Origin of the sequence: Limnobacter sp. 130, assembly GCF_902506325.1 — a bacterium.
GTDB lineage: Bacteria > Pseudomonadota > Gammaproteobacteria > Burkholderiales > Burkholderiaceae_B > Limnobacter.
In genome coordinates this window covers 220,187-238,731 of record NZ_LR732331.1, presented here as the reverse complement: position 1 = coordinate 238,731, position 18,545 = coordinate 220,187, and the positions used below count along the sequence as shown (strand labels likewise).

Annotated in this window: 15 protein-coding genes; 3 read left to right on the top strand and 12 right to left on the bottom strand. The window is 52.3% G+C overall.

All coding sequences use genetic code 11. The annotated features are described in order from the left end of the window. Positions 1 to 241: 241 nt before the first annotated feature. The 6 genes from FRIGORI9N_RS13945 to FRIGORI9N_RS13920 form a co-directional block, all read right to left on the bottom strand. Complete coding sequence (locus FRIGORI9N_RS13945; RefSeq protein WP_159572419.1) at positions 242 to 793, bottom strand: NADPH-dependent FMN reductase; 552 nt, start codon at positions 791 to 793, stop codon at positions 242 to 244. Between the two features lie 27 nt (positions 794 to 820). Continuing rightward, on the bottom strand, positions 821 to 1,231 hold the full coding sequence (locus tag FRIGORI9N_RS13940) for a PaaI family thioesterase (protein ID WP_159572417.1): 411 nt from the start codon (positions 1,229 to 1,231) through the stop codon (positions 821 to 823). 25 nt (positions 1,232 to 1,256) lie between these two features. Further along, positions 1,257 to 2,606, bottom strand: coding sequence for a chromate efflux transporter (gene chrA / locus FRIGORI9N_RS13935; protein WP_159572415.1), 1,350 nt, complete (start codon positions 2,604 to 2,606; stop codon positions 1,257 to 1,259). A gap of 160 nt (positions 2,607 to 2,766) precedes the next feature. Then, on the bottom strand, positions 2,767 to 4,359 hold the full coding sequence (locus FRIGORI9N_RS13930) for an NAD(P)/FAD-dependent oxidoreductase (RefSeq protein ID WP_159572413.1): 1,593 nt from the start codon (positions 4,357 to 4,359) through the stop codon (positions 2,767 to 2,769). A gap of 17 nt (positions 4,360 to 4,376) precedes the next feature. Next, positions 4,377 to 5,303 (bottom strand): ferritin-like domain-containing protein, encoded by a 927-nt coding sequence (locus FRIGORI9N_RS13925; RefSeq protein ID WP_159572411.1) that lies wholly within the window; start codon positions 5,301 to 5,303, stop codon positions 4,377 to 4,379. Positions 5,304 to 5,315: 12 nt separating this feature from the next. Then, a complete protein-coding gene (locus FRIGORI9N_RS13920) occupies positions 5,316 to 6,203 on the bottom strand; it encodes an SDR family NAD(P)-dependent oxidoreductase (protein WP_159572409.1) in 888 nt (295 codons plus the stop codon). A 94-nt stretch (positions 6,204 to 6,297) separates the two neighbouring features. Between FRIGORI9N_RS13920 and FRIGORI9N_RS13915 the strand changes: the two genes are divergently transcribed. From FRIGORI9N_RS13915 to FRIGORI9N_RS13905, 3 genes are all read left to right on the top strand, one after another. After that, complete coding sequence (locus FRIGORI9N_RS13915) at positions 6,298 to 6,903, top strand: TetR/AcrR family transcriptional regulator (protein WP_159572407.1); 606 nt, start codon at positions 6,298 to 6,300, stop codon at positions 6,901 to 6,903. A gap of 80 nt (positions 6,904 to 6,983) precedes the next feature. After that, a complete protein-coding gene (locus FRIGORI9N_RS13910; RefSeq protein ID WP_159572405.1) occupies positions 6,984 to 11,597 on the top strand; it encodes an ATP-binding protein in 4,614 nt (1,537 codons plus the stop codon). Between the two features lie 75 nt (positions 11,598 to 11,672). Continuing rightward, positions 11,673 to 12,212, top strand: a complete 540-nt coding sequence (locus tag FRIGORI9N_RS13905) for a hypothetical protein (RefSeq protein ID WP_159572403.1) — start codon at positions 11,673 to 11,675, stop codon at positions 12,210 to 12,212. Between the two features lie 16 nt (positions 12,213 to 12,228). Here FRIGORI9N_RS13905 and FRIGORI9N_RS13900 read toward each other — a convergent pair whose 3' ends face one another. The 6 genes from FRIGORI9N_RS13900 to FRIGORI9N_RS13875 form a co-directional block, all read right to left on the bottom strand. Continuing rightward, positions 12,229 to 12,942, bottom strand: coding sequence for a hypothetical protein (locus FRIGORI9N_RS13900; protein ID WP_159572401.1), 714 nt, complete (start codon positions 12,940 to 12,942; stop codon positions 12,229 to 12,231). A gap of 3 nt (positions 12,943 to 12,945) precedes the next feature. Continuing rightward, positions 12,946 to 13,461: a hypothetical protein gene (locus FRIGORI9N_RS13895; protein WP_159572399.1), complete on the bottom strand. Its 516-nt coding sequence runs from the start codon at positions 13,459 to 13,461 to the stop codon at positions 12,946 to 12,948. Continuing rightward, complete coding sequence (locus FRIGORI9N_RS13890; protein ID WP_159572397.1) at positions 13,458 to 14,066, bottom strand: hypothetical protein; 609 nt, start codon at positions 14,064 to 14,066, stop codon at positions 13,458 to 13,460. The genes FRIGORI9N_RS13895 and FRIGORI9N_RS13890 overlap by 4 nt, the downstream gene beginning before the upstream one ends. A 5-nt stretch (positions 14,067 to 14,071) precedes the next feature. Further along, positions 14,072 to 14,722 carry a MotA/TolQ/ExbB proton channel family protein gene (locus FRIGORI9N_RS13885; RefSeq protein ID WP_159572395.1) on the bottom strand — a complete coding sequence of 217 codons (651 nt, stop codon included), beginning with the start codon at positions 14,720 to 14,722 and terminating at the stop codon, positions 14,072 to 14,074. An 87-nt stretch (positions 14,723 to 14,809) separates the two neighbouring features. Continuing rightward, positions 14,810 to 15,826 carry a hypothetical protein gene (locus FRIGORI9N_RS13880; RefSeq protein ID WP_159572393.1) on the bottom strand — a complete coding sequence of 339 codons (1,017 nt, stop codon included), beginning with the start codon at positions 15,824 to 15,826 and terminating at the stop codon, positions 14,810 to 14,812. A 66-nt stretch (positions 15,827 to 15,892) separates the two neighbouring features. Then, positions 15,893 to 18,316: a TonB-dependent receptor gene (locus tag FRIGORI9N_RS13875; RefSeq protein WP_159572391.1), complete on the bottom strand. Its 2,424-nt coding sequence runs from the start codon at positions 18,314 to 18,316 to the stop codon at positions 15,893 to 15,895. Between the last annotated feature and the right edge of the window lie 229 nt (positions 18,317 to 18,545).

Sequence of the window (18,545 nt, the reverse complement as noted above, 5' to 3'; positions counted from 1 at the left end):
CGAAGGCCTGAGGACAGGCGGGCAATCGCGTTGTTCAAACCCATGCCTGAACCAGACAGGTTCTTTTGGGCGGTCAGTGAGGCTACGTTGGTGTTGATTCCTAGCATGATATTTCTCCAAGCAATTTATTTAGTTAGGAGCTAGTCGCCTTCAGTGTCGTGCACTGTCGTGCGCTGCTCATGATTCATTAACGCTTGGAAAAAATGATTCTTTAGGGCTGAAGTGAAATTTTTTTTCACCCCTACCCTTTCAGGCGAAGACTCCATGTTTTCAAGGCCAATAACTGGGCAGCCAGGTTTGACTTGATTTTCTCGTCGGTCACATTACCGTCTGCATCGAATCCGCCTGAAAATGCGCTGGCAAACACCTCGGGTTTATTCAAGGGATGCAAATCGAGATACACGCACACCTGCCGCAAGTGGTACTGGGCACGCGCAGTACCCATGCCGCCGCCTGCGCCACAAATGGCCACTGGCTTGCCGGCCAGCAAGACGTTGTCCGGGTAACGCGAAGCCCAGTCAATCGCATTTTTCAGGGCCGGTGCAATTGAATAGTTGTACTCAGGGCAGGCCAGTAACAAGGCATCGGCTTGTTTCACCTGGTCAAAAAAGGTTTGAACAGCAGCCGGTCTTTCAGCAAGGTCAGCATTGAAAAAAGGCAGGTCGATCAAATTGGCGAAGTGCATTTCCATGCCATCGGGCAACTGCCCCGCTGCCGCGCGCAACAAACCCGTGTTGCAAGACTTTGCACGAAGGCTTCCTGAAATACCCAGTACGCGAATGGTGTTACTCATGGTTGTGCTCCTTTTGATTGGACGCGATCAGTCTTTTTTGGGCGGAATGGCGTAGGTGCCTACTGCATGCGCCACGGGTTCGGGCAAGCCCTCAGAGTACACAGACACTTCGCCAATTGCCAAAGTTTTGCCAACCTTGATCAACTTACACACGCCGATGATGTCGCGGTCTGCTGAGGGTTTTCTTAAAAAGTTGATATTCATATTGGTGGTCACCGCCAAAGGCACAATGCCGATTCTCCCCAGAATACCCACGTACAGCGCGCAATCAGCCACCAAAAACATCACAGGCCCCGACACCGTGCCACCGGGGCGCAATTCCGCCTCCGTGATCTTGTGGCGAATCGTGGCAGAGTCTCCGTCTACATGTTCAACCGTGATTTTGCTTTGCGGAAATTGCGTGTTGATGAACTTGTTCATCATTTCTTTGGTGATCAAACTTTGTCTCCGTGTTGTTGATTATTCAGTAAAGTGCAAGTCCTATCAGTGCACACGCACCCAGTACTTGCATCACCGAGCGTTTGAAATAAAACAGTGCAAGCAAGGCGGCAATGGTGAGCGAAAAAGCGCGCCAGTCAAACTGGCCATTCAAACCTTCCGGCCACCACACGTGATAGCCAAAAAACACAGCCAGGTTAACAATTACACCCACCACCGCAGCAGTAATGGCCACCAGTGGCGCCGTGAATTTCAAATCATCGTGCGTGCTTTCAACCAGAGGGCCACCCGCCAGAATAAACAAAAACGAAGGTAGAAAAGTGAACCAGGTCACCAAGGCCGCAGCCAGTGCACCGGCGATGAATGCGTTGTCGGGACCGAAAGCGGCCTGCACATAAGCACCCACGAAGCCTACAAAAGCAACCACCATAATCAGTGGGCCCGGCGTGGTTTCACCCAAGGCCAAGCCATCGATCATTTGTGTGGGGGTAAGCCACCCATAATGACCTACTGCGCCTTGGTACACATAAGGCAGCACCGCATACGCACCGCCAAAGGTCAGCAATGCTGCCTTGGTGAAAAACCAGCCCATTTGCGTGAAGGTGTTTTGCCAACCCAGGCTTGCGGTAAGCAAACCCATGGGGACCAGCCACAGCAATGCACCCACTGCCACCACTTTGGCCAAATGAATTTTGCTGAAACGGGCATGTTCAGGTGTTGGGGTGTTGTCGTCAATTAATGCGGCACCGTACGATTTTTTAGCGCTTGCATGGGTGCCGCTGCCATTGAACTTGGCAGGGAAAAACTTTCCGCCCAGAAAGCCGATGATGGCCGCTGTGGCCACGATCATGGGGAACGGCACGTTCATTGCAAAAATGGCCACAAAAGAAGCCGCTGCAATTGCCCACATCCAGTTATTCTTCAAGGCACGCGAACCAATTCGGTGGGCCGCATGCAACACGATTGCGGTAACCGCTGGCTTGATGCCATAGAAAATGCCAGCTACAAGCGGCACATCGCCATACGCGATATACACCCACGACAACACAATCAAAATAAACAGGGAGGGCAATACAAACAAAGCGCCAGCCAGCACCCCGCCCCAGGTGCGGTGCATAAGCCACCCAAGGTAGGTGGCCAACTGTTGAGCCTCGGGGCCAGGCAATAACATGCAGTAATTCAGGGCATGTAAAAAGCGCTTCTCGGAAATCCAGCGGCGGCGTTCAACCAACTCCTCATGCATGATGGCGATTTGCCCGGCAGGTCCGCCAAAACTGATAAAACCCAGCTTCAGCCAAAACCAGAAAGCCTGCATCAAGCTAACAGGTGCGGGGGGTTGATCAAGATCAGTCATTTGAGCAGCAGGTGTGGACATTGATCAGCAAGGTCATTGATTGGACGGCTAATCTTATCCCATACTTGGTCAACACAAAGCGGCACTCAATGAACTGGATCAGCCAGCATTAAAAAAACCCCCAGGACCGTCACGAGTCACTGGGGGCCACACTACTCCCACTACCTTAATCAATCACATTTCAAACCTGCACATCTGCTTTCACCTGCCGATAAGCCTTCACATCAAACTTGGACATTTGCACGGCATACTGCGTGGCAAAACCGGGGAACATGGTGGCGTTAAAACCATCTTCAGTTAAGTACCAGCTTTTACAACCCGAATTCCAGTTGGTTTTGGCCAGTCGCTTTTGAATGTCGGCATTGTGTTTGGCCTGCACATTGGGCTTTACATCGAGCATTTTCAAGTTCGTATCCAGAATGGTGCGAATGCCTTTCACCGCATAGGCAATTTGTTGCTCCATGTACACCAAGGCCGAGTTGTGGCCAGGGCCACTGTTGGGGCCAAACATGATGTAAAGGTTCGGGTAGCCGCTCACATTGATGCTTTTGTAAGCCTGCGCACCGCGCTTCCATTCTTCTGCCAGATCACGCCCGCCCACACCCTTCACCGGATACGGCGTACCGCTTTTCGGCACATCAAACCCGGTGGCGAACACAATGCAGTCCACTCGGTGTTCAATGCCTTCAGAGGTACGTATGCCCTTCTCCACGATATTGGCAATTGGCCAGGTAATCAGTTCACAGTTTTCTTTTTGCAGCGCCGGGTAATAATCATTGCTCACCAAAATACGCTTGCAACCCAGTTTGTAATCGGGCTTCAATTGCCTGCGCATCCACGGGTCGGGTACTTGGGATTTCAAAAACGCCTGTCCCAAACGCTCACCAAGCCGGGTCACCGGTGAACTCCAGATCACCGCCAAGGCCATGCTTTCGTGTGTCCAATACAAAGCCTCACGTATGGCTTTTTGTGTAAACGGCAACTTGGCAAAAACCTTCTTGCTCAACTCCGATGTTGAGAAATCCGGGCGTGGCATTACCCAGGCTGGCGTGCGCTGAAACACCTTGAGCTTGTCGACTTTTTTCACCAGCTCCGGAATGATTTGAATGGCACTGGCACCCGTGCCAATCACAGCCACCCGCTTGCCGGTGAAGTCGTAGTCGTGGTCCCACTGTGCACTGTGAATTTTCTTGCCTTTGAAATTTTCAATGCCACGAATTTTCGGAAAGCTGGCATTTGCCAAAGGCCCACTGGCCATGATCACGGTTTTGCCTTTCCACACGCGCCCGTTGTCGGTGTGAATCATCCACACGCCCTGGGTATCGTCCAGCTCCACACGCGTTACGTTCTGCTGGTACTGAATCAGCTTTTCCAGGCCAAAGTCATTCACCAGGCTGTGCACATAGCCCAGAATTTCCTTGCTGCCGGAATAACTGCGTGACCAATTGGGGTTGGGCGCAAACGAAAAGCTGTACAGATTGGACGGAATATCACAGGCAGCACCTGGATATTGATTGTCGCGCCAGGTGCCGCCAGCTTCTGCTGCGCGCTCCAGAATGGCCACATTGTGCACACCCGCTTCACGCAGTTTGATGGCTGTACCCAAACCGGCAAAACCAGCACCGATAATCAGTGTGTCGTACACATGCTCGCCGCCATTGCTGGCTGTTTTGCGGCGAGTGCCCGCACCGGCTCGTGCTGTGGTTCTTGCACCCGGCTCGGCTTTCAACGCTTGCGCACGCGGCTTGTTGGGTTTCAATTGTTCAGTTGTCATAGCGAATTCCAGTTCAGTTACGCGGTGGTGTGCCAGGTCAGTTTGTTCACCCAGCTTGGCACTTGTGGCAACCAGCTTTTCGGGATGTAGTTCGACGCTTTCACAGCGGCATCCACAGGCACGTGGTACAAACGGTTTTTGCGGTTAATCACCCAGTTGCCATGCATGCGCATCACTTGGTACCAAGGGTTGCGTCGGCCTTCCGGTGTTTCACCACCGTACTTCTCGAACTTGGCCATGGCTTCATACAGCCGTTCTTCCTTCAAACCCATGGTCACAATGTTGTCGCGCATGCGGTTCAGCAAGGGGAAATAAACCGCCACGCCCAACAACAATTTGGGGTTGATGGCCGTGGCAATTGTTTCCAAAGCCAGGCGGTACATCGGGCCGTGCCCCATCATTTCAAGCACATGGAAATCCACACCAAGGTGGCGTGACTCGTCAGCATTGATTTTCTTGAACACTTCATGACACACGGGGTCTTTGACTTCATCCAGCAAAAACTTGCACAAAGCGCCATCCAGCGTCACTTCCAGCATGGGAATTACGCTTCCCAGTACGCTCAGTGGCATGTCGTCGCTGTATTTGTCCAGCCAGTCAATTGTCAAACGCAAGTTGATGTTGGGCTCAGGAATTTCGCCTTCTTCCAGCATGCCCCAACGCTGCATCAAAGCCAGTTCGGCATTGGCGTGGCGTTGTTCTTCTGCATGGAACCAGGTGTAAATTTCCTTCAAGGTGTCATTCGGTGCTTTCTTGGCCATGGCCGCAAAACCGCGCGCACCAATGTGCTCAATCCAGGTCAGGTCGGCCATGAAGGCCTTCAGCTTGGGCCACTGTTCATCCGAAATCATTTCGCGACCAGGTGCATCCCAATCAATGTCAGCCAAGGCCCATTGATTTTCCTTGATACGGCGCAGTGTTTTTTCAAGATCAAGTTGAGGCATTTTGTGTACTCCTTAAAAAGCTTTGGCGGCCACACGGGCCAATAAACCAGCACCGCGCGCGTAGCTGCGGGGCATCAAGCGCTTCATGCGCCAAATCATGCGGGCATCCAACTGGGGCAACACATACAACTGCCCTTTGTCCAATGCATTCAGTGTTTCTTTCACAACCCCGTCGGCAGACACACCGGTCCACTCCATCAGCTTGTTGGCGAACTTGCTGGAAGCGGCATCAATGCGGCCGTCGTTCGTAATATTGGTTTTTACAAAGGTGGGGCACAGCGCGGTGACATTGACACCAGTGCCTGCCATCTCGGCTGCCAGTGTTTCACTCAGTGCGAGCGCGCCCGCTTTGGTCACGTTGTAGGCACTCATCAACGGTGCAGCAGCAAAACTTGCCGTGGAAGCCACATTGATGATGCCGCACTTGGCAGCCGCACCCTTTTTGCGCAAACGCGGGGCAAACACATGGCAACCATGAATGACACCCCACAGGTTCACACCAATGGTCCACTTCCAGTCGTCGATTGTGGTTTCACCAATCGGCTTGCCACCGGCGCCAACACCTGCGTTGTTCACCACCAAGTCAATGGCGGTGTTCTCATCGCTGCCGCCGAACACCCTTTCGGCTTCTTCAGCCAACGCCTCCACATCCTTTAATTTGCTGACATCGCATTTCACGGCCCAGGCCTGCGGCACAAACACCAGGTCGGGGTTTTTCAGCTTGCCTGCCACCAGGTCCATAATCAGGTCCACAGTTTCCTGTGCACGGTCCAGGCTAATGTCGGCACACACCACACGCCCGCCCCGCCGCACAATTTCAAGTGCAAACGCGCGGCCTATGCCGCTGCCTGCACCGGTGACCACCGCATTGGCGCCCTTGGTAATTTTCTTTCCGAACATGTGTAAATCCTGTTGCGCTTGACATAGCGACCGTGACATTGAACAATGTCATATTAAAACGAACGTTTGTTCGGATTCAATTCGGATATTTCCCATGACCAGAAAACCCAAACAGACTCGCTCCCAGAACACGGTAGAAACGATTGTTCAGGGTGCCTTCATTGCCTTGGCCAAACATGGCGCAGAAGGCGCAACCACGCGGCAAATCGCAGAATATGCCGGTGTGGGTGTGGGCTCGATTTATGAGTATTTCGAGAACAAGGAGGCAATTTTCAGCGCCATGGGAGAACGCTTTTCAAGAGAACTTGTTGGGGTTATTCAAGGCGCAACAAACAACGTTGTTCGGCTTTCGCTACGCGATGGGGTGTATGAATTGATTGCGCAGACCGCCGATTTCCTGAAAAAAGACGATGAGCTGTATTTGCGCTGTGCCCGGGAATCGGCCTTGATGGAGAAACATGTGCCTTTCGGCCCCATTTACAGGGCGTTGACCGATCTGTTTGTTCAACATGCGATCAAGCACCCCGAAATTCTGCGCTTGAAGAACTTGCAAACCATGACGTACATCTTCATCAACAGCGGCATTGCAACCATGATTCGCTACCTGAACCACCCCAACCCGGGGTTTTCTTTTGATGACCTGGCCAAAGGTTTGGCCGACATGGCCGGTCATTACGTAGAAAGGGAACTGCAAAGCTGAGGGGCTCCAAATTGGCTATCGTTAACTATCGTTAAATTCGCTACCATGCACTAGGTTAGAGAAATAGTGCAGGAGCCACCATGAACCTGTCGGCAAGCCTGTATGTGGTTGACGATGAAACCCTACAAAGAGAAGCACTCACAACCCTTCTGCAACAGGAAGGCTATGAAGTCTTGAGCTTCTCGAATGCCAACGACGCATTGCATGCACTGCGCGAACAGCCTTGCGAACTGCTGCTGACTGATTTGAAACTGCCCGGCTTAAGCGGCACCGAACTGATTCGCCAGGCCAAACAAATCATCCCCGACCTGAGCGCTATTTTAATGACCGGCCATGGCAGCATGGAAACTGCGGTTGAAGCAATCCAGATCGGTGTGCTGGATTACGTTCTCAAACCATTCAAATTCGCTGAAATTTTACCCCTGATTCAACGCGCACTGGAAAACCGGCGACTGCGACAACAAAATGCCGCTCTGCTCAACAAGGTCACCACCGCCAATCAACGTTTAACCGAACTGAATGCAGACCTTGACAGCTTTGCAGCGCGCGTAGCTCACGACTTGAATTCGGTGATGCACCTGATTCATGGTCATGCAACAAGTTTAAGCAACCGATCCAGTACCAGTTTCACGCAACAAGACTGGCTGCACATTCAGCGGATCAGGGAAAGCAGCGACAGGGGCAGCAAACTGGTTTCAGATTTACTGGCTTTTGCGCGCCTCGGCGATTCTGAACTGCACTTTAAAAGCGTGAACCTGGCCGATGTGGTGTCGCGTGCAAGAATATTATCCGAGCTGGAAAGTGACAGCCCCCGCCCCAACTGGCGAGTCAAACCCTTGCCTGTTGTGCAAGGCGATGAGGCGCTGCTTGAACAGGTATTTCTCAATCTGTTTTCAAATGCATTGAAATTCAGCAGCAAGAAAACACACCCTGAAATTCAGGTGGATGTGCTTGAATCCGATGAGTTACTGACGCTTTCGGTCAAAGACAACGGCGTTGGATTCGACCCCGAACTTGCAGGCAATCTGTTCAAGCCGTTTCAACGCTTGCACAGCCTTCATGATTACCACGGGCACGGCATGGGCCTTGCCAATGTTAAAAAAATAATTGAACGCCACCATGGCTCCATTCAGGCCTACAGCAATCCGGGGGCGGGCGCAGAATTCCGAATTTGTTTGCCACGACAGGGAATTGGCTCTGCACCACATCCAGCCGATCACAAAGTCGATGTGCTGAATCATGTTGCGGGCTCCACGGATGAACTCATGGAACAGCAACATGCGCTGGATGCACTGAAATTCAGCATGGCGCTTCAACGTCTGGGCGGGCAAGTTGGCAAACTGGGTGGCTGGGCGATCGACCTCATCAACAATGATGCGGTGTATTGGTCTGAAGAAACCTTTCAGCTGCTTGAGCATGATTCAGATCAGATTCCCAATCTGGAACAGGGCATGAACCTGTACGTGGGTCGCTACAAACAAGTAATTGCACAGGCCATCGGCAATGCAAAAACCAAAGGCGAAGCGTTCGATATTCTGGTTCAAATGAACACTTTCAAGAATCGACGAATCTGGGCAAGGATTGCGGGCGAGGTTATGAAAGATGCGGACAACAAACCCGCCCGAATTCACGGTTGCATTCAAGACATCACGGATCAGCGCAAGAAAGACGTGATGATGGAAAGAATCAATGGCGCCCTGCTGGCACAGAACCACATCAATCAAAGACTCTCTGCATTTGACAGCGCACAGGCCATGTACGAGGAAATTTGCGAAGCCGCCCCCAAACTGGCCAAGATTCCACTGGTGTGGGTGGTGCAGTTCAAACGAGACACACTTGAATTCACTGTAGCCGCCAAAGGTGGGCGCGACACAGAATTTGTTTCCACGGTCATGTCCAAACTCACACTGAGAGCTGATTCGCCCCTGCTTCAGAAACTGCGAACCGGCCAGGTATTTGTCGTGGACGATCTGCGCAATGAGCCCATCGCCAAAAAATGGCTGGATGAAGCACTGGACCGAGGGTTCGAGTCCATGGCGATTATCCCGCTGCACCTGAATGGTCGCCTGCATTCGGGACTCGTCTACATGGGTGATGAACCCCATTTTTTCAGTGGCGAAATGCTTCATGTACTCGACACCGTGTCGCGCAATCGCTCTATGGCACTGGACAATCTGGTCAACGGCATTGAAAAAGCCAAGACCATGGAAAGCCTTCGTCTCTTGCAAACTTGTCTTGAACGCCTCAATGACATGGTATTGGTGACTGACGCAGAATCAATTGATTCAAGCGGAGTGAAAATTCAGTACGTGAACCAGGCATTTCTGGAGCGCACAGGCTACACCCGCGAGGAAATTTACGGGCAATCGCCCACGGTACTGGAGGGAGCCGAAACCCAGCCAGATGCCAAAACCAGAATTCGCGAGGCCTTGGCCCGCAAAGAAACTGCGCGGGAAGAACTGATTACCTACACAAAAGACGGTGAAAAAATGTGGGTGGACGTCGAGATCGTTCCCATGATTGACTCACTGGGAAAATGCACACACTGGATCGGCATTCAACGCGACATCACCGAACAAAAACTTCGTCAGGATGCCTTGCAAGAGAGTTTGTCGATGTTTCGCTCGCTCACCCGTGTCACCACCGATTGCGTGTGGGACTGGGATCTTGAGACCGACGAGCTTTGGTGGAACGAAGGCATGCAAAACCTGTTTGCGCATCCACGAGAGTCGCTTGAAAAAGACTCGCGCTCCTGGACAAGGCTCATTCACCCAGAGGATCTTGAACGCGTTTTGAACTGTGTTCGCCAAGTGATCGACGGGCAAAGTGACATTTGGCAAGATGAATACCGCTTCCGACATGCAGATGGGCGCTGGCTGGATGTAATCCATCGCGGTCATGTCATTCGCGACACCGCCTCGGGCAAAGGCATTCGCATGGTGGGCGGCATCACCGACATGAGTCGCATTGTGCAATCCAAACGGGAAAGTCAGGAGCAACTGGCTCGCATGCAACTGCTCAACCAGATCACAAAGGCGATCAGTCATCGACAAAGCCTGGATTCAATTTACAACGTGGTGGTCAATCATGTGGAGGAACGTCTGCCCTCTGACTTCAGCCTGATGGCCACATACAACAGCACAAGCAACACCCTGGTTGTGCGATCGGTCGGCGAGCGCAGTCAGGCTTTGGCCGACAAGTTGGGACTTTTTGTTGGTGCACAAGTCAAAGGGCATGGCATTCATCTGGAAGCAGCACTTCAAGGCAAACGGGTTCACAACGACAATATGGGTGAGTCTCGGGGACCGATTGGCGCAGCCATGAATACCTTGGGCAATCTGCACAGCCTGATTATCAACCCATTGATGAAAGGCAACGAGGTGCTTGGCATTCTCGTGATCTCGCGGATCGAGATCGCTTCATTTTCCGGCGAGGAAATCGAGTTCGTCGATCAATTGAGCGAACACGTGGCAGTGGCTTTGTCACAGGTCGAGTTGCTCAATGAACTGAAAGAAGCCTACCGGGAACTGCAGTCCACACAGAACATGGTGCTACAACAAGAACGCTTGCACGCGCTGGCGGGGATGGCCAGCGGCATTGCACACGACATCAACAACGCCATTTCCCCAGCCACGCTCTACCTTGAATCGTTGCTGGAGAATGAAAAACTGATCAGCGAGAAGGGCTTCAAACAGCTGCGCATTGTTCAAACCGCAATTGACGATGTCAGCAACACCGTTGACCGCATGGGGCGTTTTGCCCGGTCAAAAAACGAGCAGGAACCCACCAGCAGCAGCGATGCCAATGACATGTGCCTGGAGGCCATTGAGTTGACCCGGCCGCGGTGGGGAGACATGGCACTTCGAAATGGCATTACCATCAACATTGTCCATGAATTGACCAATCCCCTGCCAAGGTTGGCTGTGTCTGAAACCGAGTTGCGCGAGATCCTGACCAACCTGATTTTGAATGCTGTGGATGCCTTACCGCAAGGGGGTCAAATTCAACTCAAAACGGCATTTGAAGAAAACGATGGCAAGCCGCAAATTGTAGTTGTGGTTCAGGACAACGGCATTGGCATGACTCAAGAACAACAGACACGTTGCTTTGAGCCGTTTTTCACCACCAAAGGTGAACGAGGCACTGGGCTCGGATTGTCAATGGTGTATGGCATTGTGCAAAGAGCCGACGGATTCATGGATATTCGCAGTGAGCTCAACAAAGGCACCGCAATTCATTTGTACTTCCCTGTGCTGGCCAAGGACCACAATGACACCGTTCAAGCGAGCCATTCGGAATCCGATTCAAACACCGCTCGCCCCTTGAGCCTGCTGCTTGTCGATGACGATCCCAATGTACTGGCCGCCATGACGGCAATTCTGGAAATGTCAGGGCACCTGGTTCAATCGGCCAACAGTGGCTCGTTGGCTACGCAACTATTCAATCAGGCTGCCCGAAAAGGCGAGGATTTCGACGCACTGATTACCGACCTGGGCATGCCGGAAATGGATGGCAAAGAACTGGCCGAAATGATCAAATCACTAAGTCCGACAACGCCCGTATTGATGCTGACAGGCTGGGGCAAACAAATGTCGCTGAACAACGAGGAAGTGCCCCAAGTGGACATGATCATGGCCAAACCCCCCAAACCCGCCGAACTGGAGTCTGCATTGCGCAAGCTTTGCCGAAAGTAAGTACCTGGTGTAAGCCAGGTGACAACATTTACCCCCTATACTGCTGGCACAACAACACGACACCGGAGACCACGCATGCGCCTTATGTTGCGCCACGTCAAACACGCCACCTTACTGATCTGCGCTGCCATGCTTGCAGCCTGCAGTCCGCCTGCTCCAGACTCCATGGAGAAAATGGCCAACGGCAATATTGTGGAAGTTCGCGGTCTTGATACAGATCAACTGACGTTTGTCACGCGCAACCGGATCGTGACCCTGTATGCAACTGACGCGTACAACATCATGCGCGAAATGAAGCGGTATTACCCGCAAGAGTTCAACAGCCACCCTGTGTTGGCTGTGCAAGCGGTCACCGAACTGCAAAACCAGAAAGGCGAAGTGTTCAAGAACCAGCCATTGTTCACTGTGCACTGGCGCAGGCCAGACCTGAACCAAATGGACCTGGATTCCAAGTTCAGCCTGGACACCGAGGAAATACTGCTCTACGCCGACCGTGTGGAGTCGCACAGCATTGTCGGTGATCAAGTATTGATTGAACACTGCTCGGTCACCGGCAACGGCGAAAAACGCAAGCGCTTCTGCGATCAGATCCTTGAAGGGTTGTTCAACAAATAAAAAAGATCCGGGGGAATTATTGAAGCAAGCGCGTTAGCGCCATGGTCACTTTCCCCCCTTTCATGATGCTGGTGTTCAAGGGCTCTTCACGCTCCAGCTTCACCAACCCGACACCGGGCGCATACCATTCACTGTGGTTAATCAGAATTTCCTGATAGCCCGCGCTGGCGTCTGCATAGAACACCATTTTGCCCGTGCCATCCAGGCGAATACATTTCTCAAAAACACCCGCAGGTGTTTCCACGGTCTCATCGAGTGAAGCAACCTCATAGACCAAATCAAAAGGCTTGATACTGGCATTGGCCTCAATAAATGGCGGCATCCAGTGCATCACATACGGGCTGGTGTCCTGCGTCCAGGTGTAACCCACTCGAAGGTTTCGACCCTTGGGCAATATCAAACGAGCGGTTTTGTCGGCTTGCGGCTTGGTCTGCACAATGACGCGTTTGCCAACACGGTAAAAACCATCGGCCCGCTCCTGAATGAAATAATCCGTGCCGTCGGATGTTCTTCGCACCATGCCCTTGATTTCATCGTCTTCGGTTTTGAAGCTGGATTGCCCCACCGTGCGAATCGTCAGGCCTTTTTTGTTCTTGCCATCGGGCATCACGTAATCAAGTTGGTAATGCCACTGCATGCCTTCGTCCAGCGGAAAGTATTCGCCCCCGCCCACCTTGGAACAAGATGCCAGACCAAGCGTCAAAAAGACCACACTCAAAACTTTCAACATGGCTTACTTCTCCGGCAACTGGGGATCGGGCAAATCCGTGAATTCCAGATCAATTTTCTTGTCTGCAATCCGGTTGTTGTCTCTGGCTGAAGTCGGGTCAAACAACTCGCCCCCCACTTCCCCAATTTGCAGATTTCCGTTGCGCATTTGGCGTTGTGCTGCGTCCAGTTTCACATGCAGTTCTTTGTCGTAGGGCAACTCATACGCACGCGGCGTTTCAGAAGGTCTGTCATTGGCCAGATCGCTGGCCCACACGAACAACCGCCCTTTGATGCCTTCGGTTTTGTCGGGTTCTTCAACCACCACCGCATAAAACAGAAATCGCTTGGGCAATTCCGCCTGGCTTGGCCAACCCTGCGCGTTTTGCCAATTGATGTAACTGACCCAATAAAAACCCACCGACACCACAATCAGAACCAGCTTGAGCGACCAGTGTATTCGGCCATACACAAGGGCCAACAGCAAAAGTGCCGCCAGAAAAATATAGGCAATGCCCAAACCCACTAACACTTCATTCATTTTCCGTCTGCCTTCACCAAAGATTTTTCAAGTTGGTTGATATTGCCCACAGTGCCACTGGTGTCAATCGTAAAACGCACCGCAGTGGCCTCATCGCCTTGTTGCTGCAGGTTCACGGTGGAGTAATGCAATACCTTCAATTTCGGGTTCACCTCTGCCACATACACATTCACAGGCACAGGCTGGTTGTTCTCCGATTTGTAATAATGCAAATTGACAATGTATTCACCGGGTGGTCGCCCACGAATGGTCAACACCTCCTGGTTCAATGGATTCACAAAGGTTTTGCCTTCAATTTCCTGAGTGTCATTGGCCAGCCCACGGTCATCACGGTCCAGGTGCAACAGGCCGTCTTGTGGCCGCATAAACCACACCTGCGCACCGGCGGGCCCGGCCGCCCACACATCAATGTCATTGGGGTCGTTGTCCGGCCAACTCACCGTCACCAAAAACTCGGCTTTGGGATCAATAATTCCGCTTTTGGCAGGCGGGTTCAGCAGCAACAAAGCCATCAAGAACAGAAAGGTGAAAATCAACAAGGCGTTGAAGATCAAATCTGTGAACGGGTCCAGCTCGAAGTCTGGTTTGTGATTGAAAAGCGGCATGCTGCTCAGCTCGCTTTCACGTTTCGGTGTGCATAATCCACAGTGGCAGCAATCAGCTTGTCGGCATGGCGATCCAGCATCAAAAACTGCAAGCCCAACAAAATGCTGCCGATCAAACCAACCAAGGTGGTGTTCATCGCCACGCCCATGCCCTGCGTCATTTGTTGCATCAGGGTCTTGATGTCGGATATGTCCAGTTGCTCCAAACCTTCCAGGCTACTGAGCATCATGATGAAACCGACCACCGTGCCCAGCAGTCCCAGTTTGATCATCAACCCGGTCACAAACCAGCCCACCTGGTGAGTGCCCCGTGCACGTTCGGCCATCACCTCGGCCATCAACTGACCTTCACTGGGATGCGCCAAGGGATGGGTCAAATAGTCATGGCAAATGGATTGGCCCAATTTGAAATTGCTTGCGCCGAGACGGATCTGCTCGAAGTACTGCCACTGCCGACTCAAGTAAACGCTGCGCCAACCGGCCAGGCCGCTACCCACTACGAAGGCCAACACAATAACCACGCAAATGCGGGTGTTGTCAGTCAGAATGATCCATTGGAACAAGCCCTTGTGCCAGGTCATGTAAAAACCAAACGCAGTCAGGCTGATCAGCAGCACCCACAGCAAAAACAGGGTGTGTGTTTTGTTGGTGTTCAATGCGAATAGTCCCTTGGTTGTTGTTCGCCTGTCCCAGTTTGCAACAGTTCAAGAGACTACAAGCAAGCCGTATTCCAGCCAGTCGGATCAGAAAGTAAATGGCTCTGTTTGACGGAAAATTCGCTGGATATTCAGTTGATGGGTTTCAAGTGCCTTGGCATTGACGTTGGGGTCGGTTTGCACATACACAGGATTCTTGAATTCGCCAATGTCTGCGCTGATTTGTTGAATCAACTCCACCTCGCTGACCCCTTCCTCCAAACCGTACAAGACCGACTGCTGAACCCGCACAAAGTAGTTCAGATTGCGCTCTATCCAGTCGGGGCCCAAAGCGCCAAATGAGGTCAAAATGGTCTCATCCGATCGCATAAGGGCCTTAAGCCGTCCCAGAAAATTGATACGCTCCACCACATTGCCGTCGTACAAATCGGGAATGTCCCGGTTTTGCACCGCAGACCCCACCCACCAAAGTTTGAGTTCCCGATTACGCAATACCAATGCTTCTTCGGTTTCAAGGTCCTTGTACAAACGGAATGTCCAAGAAACCCAATCGTTGTGCAACACACCCAAGTGCCCGGTTTTTGTTCTTAAAATACGGCCGGGAACCAAAGATTCCGTGCCCTTCACAGAGCCACTGCCCATGCGCTCAGAAAAATTCTCAATGCATGTTGGGCAACGGGCTTGCATCAAGTCTGCCGTGCGCTTGCCCGCCACCAAGCGGCTTGCAAACGACTCACCTTCGCTCAATGTGGCAGCGAAAGCGGCGCGAAATCCAACATTGCCCAGCACATGCTCGGGCTTCGGTTGGGTATTCAGAATCCAGATCGGTTTGGTTCCAAATTTGGAACGAATGGCTGCCGCGGCACTTTCACCCACCGCTGCAGTGGCTCCCGAATCGATCACCATCAAGGCTTTTGGAGAATCAACCACCACAATTGACAAGGCAAAATCTTGTCCTTCTGCAGGCAGGCTTTGGCCTGCGCAAGTCCACTCGTACACAGTGGCGCGGTGCTGCTGCCAACAGTTTGCAGGCTGGGCATGCAACAGCGGCGTTGCAAACAGCAAAGAAACAACAAGGATAAAATTTCGAACGTTCAAATGCATGTGAAAGCAAAGCCTGAATCAACACAACCCCGAAAGGATATCCGATTCAGGCGTCGCCTCAAAATATTAGAACCGCAGACTCAGGCCCACCCACGCATTTCGGGGGGTTCCGGGCGCCAAAAAGCTTTCATACGTAATATCGCCCTCGTCTTCAACCAACGCACCATTGCGGTCAAATACATTGCCACCCAGCACTGCGCCGTTGAAATACTCACGATCGAATACGTTGTTCAGCCGGGCAATGAAAGTGAGATTTTTGCTCACCTCGTGATTCAAACCCAAATTGAACACGGCAAAACCCGGAGTTCGACCATTGTCCCGAAATTCAACAGGCCCCTCACCAGGAATATTCACCACACCTGCCTGGTGCTGATTGTTCTCGTTACCGCGAGCGAATTGCTCACTTTGTGCCTGCATGTCCACAAACAGCGTGGTTGTATCGCTGGCCTTGTACCCCAATGACAACTTCACATTGTGCTCAGCCAAGCCCGGAATTTTGTGACCAGGCTGTACCTGAATAAATCCACCTTCAACCGCCGGGTCACCATTCAAATCCACCGCACTGCTATTGCCCTCGCTGGCCAGTCGCGCTGCGCTCTGGAATGTGGCATCCAGGTATTGATAACTGGCACCAAAATTCCAGACTGGGGTGTCAAGATCAAAATCCAGTTCAACGCCTTGCCGACGAGTTTTGCCGTAGTTCTGAAAAAAGCCGCCAGAACCTGCGCCATCGGTCACAAACAAAATATCGTTTTTGTTGTCGGCCTTGAACACATTGAAGGAAAAACCATACTGGGTGCTGCCTGTTGCCCAGCGCGTCCGATAACCGCCCTCCACGGTGGTGGTAATGACCTGCTCAAGGAACGGGTCTGCCGCCATGGCATTGGGCAACAAGCAAGGGAATTCAGGATCAGAACAGGCCAGCTCAACCGGCGTTGGCACGCGGTTGCTGGTGCCTGCACTGGCATACCAGGTGCTGTGTATGGCAGTTTGGTAAGCAATACCGACCGAAGGATTGAATCGCCTGTAAGTGTAGTCATTGTTCAAGCCCGGGCTGGCCTCGCCCTCTTCGTTGATCAACACAGGCTTTAAACGGTCCGTGGTTTTAACCGAGGCATGGTTGTAGCGGCCACCGAGTAACAGGGTGGTTTTGTCATTCAGGGTCCACACGTCTTGCGCATACACGCCAAACTGCCGGTTATTGGCCTCCACATTGACCTGTTCAATCGGCGCGTACAATTCCCGCACTGTGCGATCTTCATTGAACACGCCCAAGGCATAGCTGCGCCGAAAATCCGATTTGCCAAATTCAAGCTGCGTGCCCACCAACACCTTGTGTGCGCCCATGGGTGCCAGTGCGTATTGCAGGCCCAAGCCAACCACGTCCTGGTTCAATACACCGCGGTTGTTTGCACCGGGGCAATCGGCGCTGTCGGGATCCATGGCAGCAGGGTCGTTTTCATCAAAGGTGACAGTACCAGGTGCATAAGCGGTGGCAGCAGGTGCACTGCAAGTAACGTTGTAAGTGCCTGGGCCCAGATTGCCTTCCACTTCGGCACGGTCTGGCTCAAACTCCGCCACACCGAAGCGGTAATCTTCGTTCTCGTTGCCATCGCCATTGAAGGTGGTCGATTTTGAGCTGCGATAATACGCATTTGCAGTCAACTCCGCACCGCTTTGCAAATACCGGGTGAAGTCCACTGCAAACTGACCGCCAGTGTTTTGGGTATTGTCAAAGTAGGTGTAAGACTGCGCGCGGCTTTGCTCATAAAAACTGCGCGGCACCACGCCATTGCCGTTCAAGTCTGATTCGTAAAGCGACAAGCTGAAATTGGTTTGTGTGTCGCCCGACAGCACCCCCATTTTGCCGAACAACTGCATCACTGAACTGGGCGACAACACACGCCAGCCATCTTCCCTGAATGAATTGAAGTTCACATAGAAGTCACGTTGTGTCGGTTCATCCACCCAGCCCTTCTGCGCACCAAAGCGGGTGCGTCCGAAATCACCCAGCTCTGCATCCAGTTGCGTACCCTGAAAATCCCGACCGCTTTTGGTTTGCATCACAATGGCCCCACCCAATGAATTCAAACCGAATTGCGGCATGGTGCCCGGCAGCACGGCCACCTCTTTCAGGGCCGATTGCGGTATGGCATCAAAGCGCACCACATCGCCAAATGTTTCGTTTTGCCGTACACCGTCCACATACACCGACAAACCAGGCGGCGTGCCCAACAAGGGGGTCACAGAAAATCCGCGATACGTCACATCGGACTGATAAGGATTGCCCTGATTGTCTGTGACCTGCACACCATTGATACCGCGAAACAAGCTTCGGCTCAGCGACTCCCGGTCAGCGTTCTGTTGAAAGTCATCGGCCTTCTTGACACTGAACGGGGCCTGATCAACGGGTATGGAAGAACCCGGCAAAGGAGTGGTCGAGATCACCTCAACCTCTTGCAGTGGCTGGGCACTGACAGAACCAAACATGGAAAAACCGGAAAGTGCAACGACCCCGAGGCACCCAAAAGAATGTTGACGCGCAAACATGCATAGCCCTTTGAATTGGAATTGTTTTTTGAAGTCACGCGGTCAACCTGCTCTGCGCGCCATGGAGAATGGCCAGACAACCACGCGACTTGTTCCCTACATATTCTTGAAATTTTCCAGGTTTCAACAGGGAAGTTTTCCCGAAAAGGATTTCACCCCTTCAACACCC

Bases quoted from the DNA above. Each gene is read 5' to 3' on its own strand.
- FRIGORI9N_RS13945 (WP_159572419.1), bottom strand. From the start codon at position 793: ATGAGTAACACCATTCGCGTACTGGGTATTTCAGGAAGCCTTCGTGCA.
- chrA (WP_159572415.1), bottom strand. From the start codon at position 2,606: ATGTCCACACCTGCTGCTCAAATGACTGATCTTGATCAACCCCCCGCA.
- FRIGORI9N_RS13930 (WP_159572413.1), bottom strand. From the start codon at position 4,359: ATGACAACTGAACAATTGAAACCCAACAAGCCGCGTGCGCAAGCGTTG.
- FRIGORI9N_RS13925 (WP_159572411.1), bottom strand. From the start codon at position 5,303: ATGCCTCAACTTGATCTTGAAAAAACACTGCGCCGTATCAAGGAAAAT.
- FRIGORI9N_RS13920 (WP_159572409.1), bottom strand. From the start codon at position 6,203: ATGTTCGGAAAGAAAATTACCAAGGGCGCCAATGCGGTGGTCACCGGT.
- FRIGORI9N_RS13915 (WP_159572407.1), top strand. From the start codon at position 6,298: ATGACCAGAAAACCCAAACAGACTCGCTCCCAGAACACGGTAGAAACG.
- FRIGORI9N_RS13910 (WP_159572405.1), top strand. From the start codon at position 6,984: ATGAACCTGTCGGCAAGCCTGTATGTGGTTGACGATGAAACCCTACAA.
- FRIGORI9N_RS13905 (WP_159572403.1), top strand. From the start codon at position 11,673: ATGCGCCTTATGTTGCGCCACGTCAAACACGCCACCTTACTGATCTGC.
- FRIGORI9N_RS13900 (WP_159572401.1), bottom strand. From the start codon at position 12,942: ATGTTGAAAGTTTTGAGTGTGGTCTTTTTGACGCTTGGTCTGGCATCT.
- FRIGORI9N_RS13895 (WP_159572399.1), bottom strand. From the start codon at position 13,461: ATGAATGAAGTGTTAGTGGGTTTGGGCATTGCCTATATTTTTCTGGCG.
- FRIGORI9N_RS13890 (WP_159572397.1), bottom strand. From the start codon at position 14,066: ATGCCGCTTTTCAATCACAAACCAGACTTCGAGCTGGACCCGTTCACA.
- FRIGORI9N_RS13880 (WP_159572393.1), bottom strand. From the start codon at position 15,826: ATGCATTTGAACGTTCGAAATTTTATCCTTGTTGTTTCTTTGCTGTTT.
- FRIGORI9N_RS13875 (WP_159572391.1), bottom strand. From the start codon at position 18,316: ATGTTTGGTTCTGTCAGTGCCCAGCCACTGCAAGAGGTTGAGGTGATC.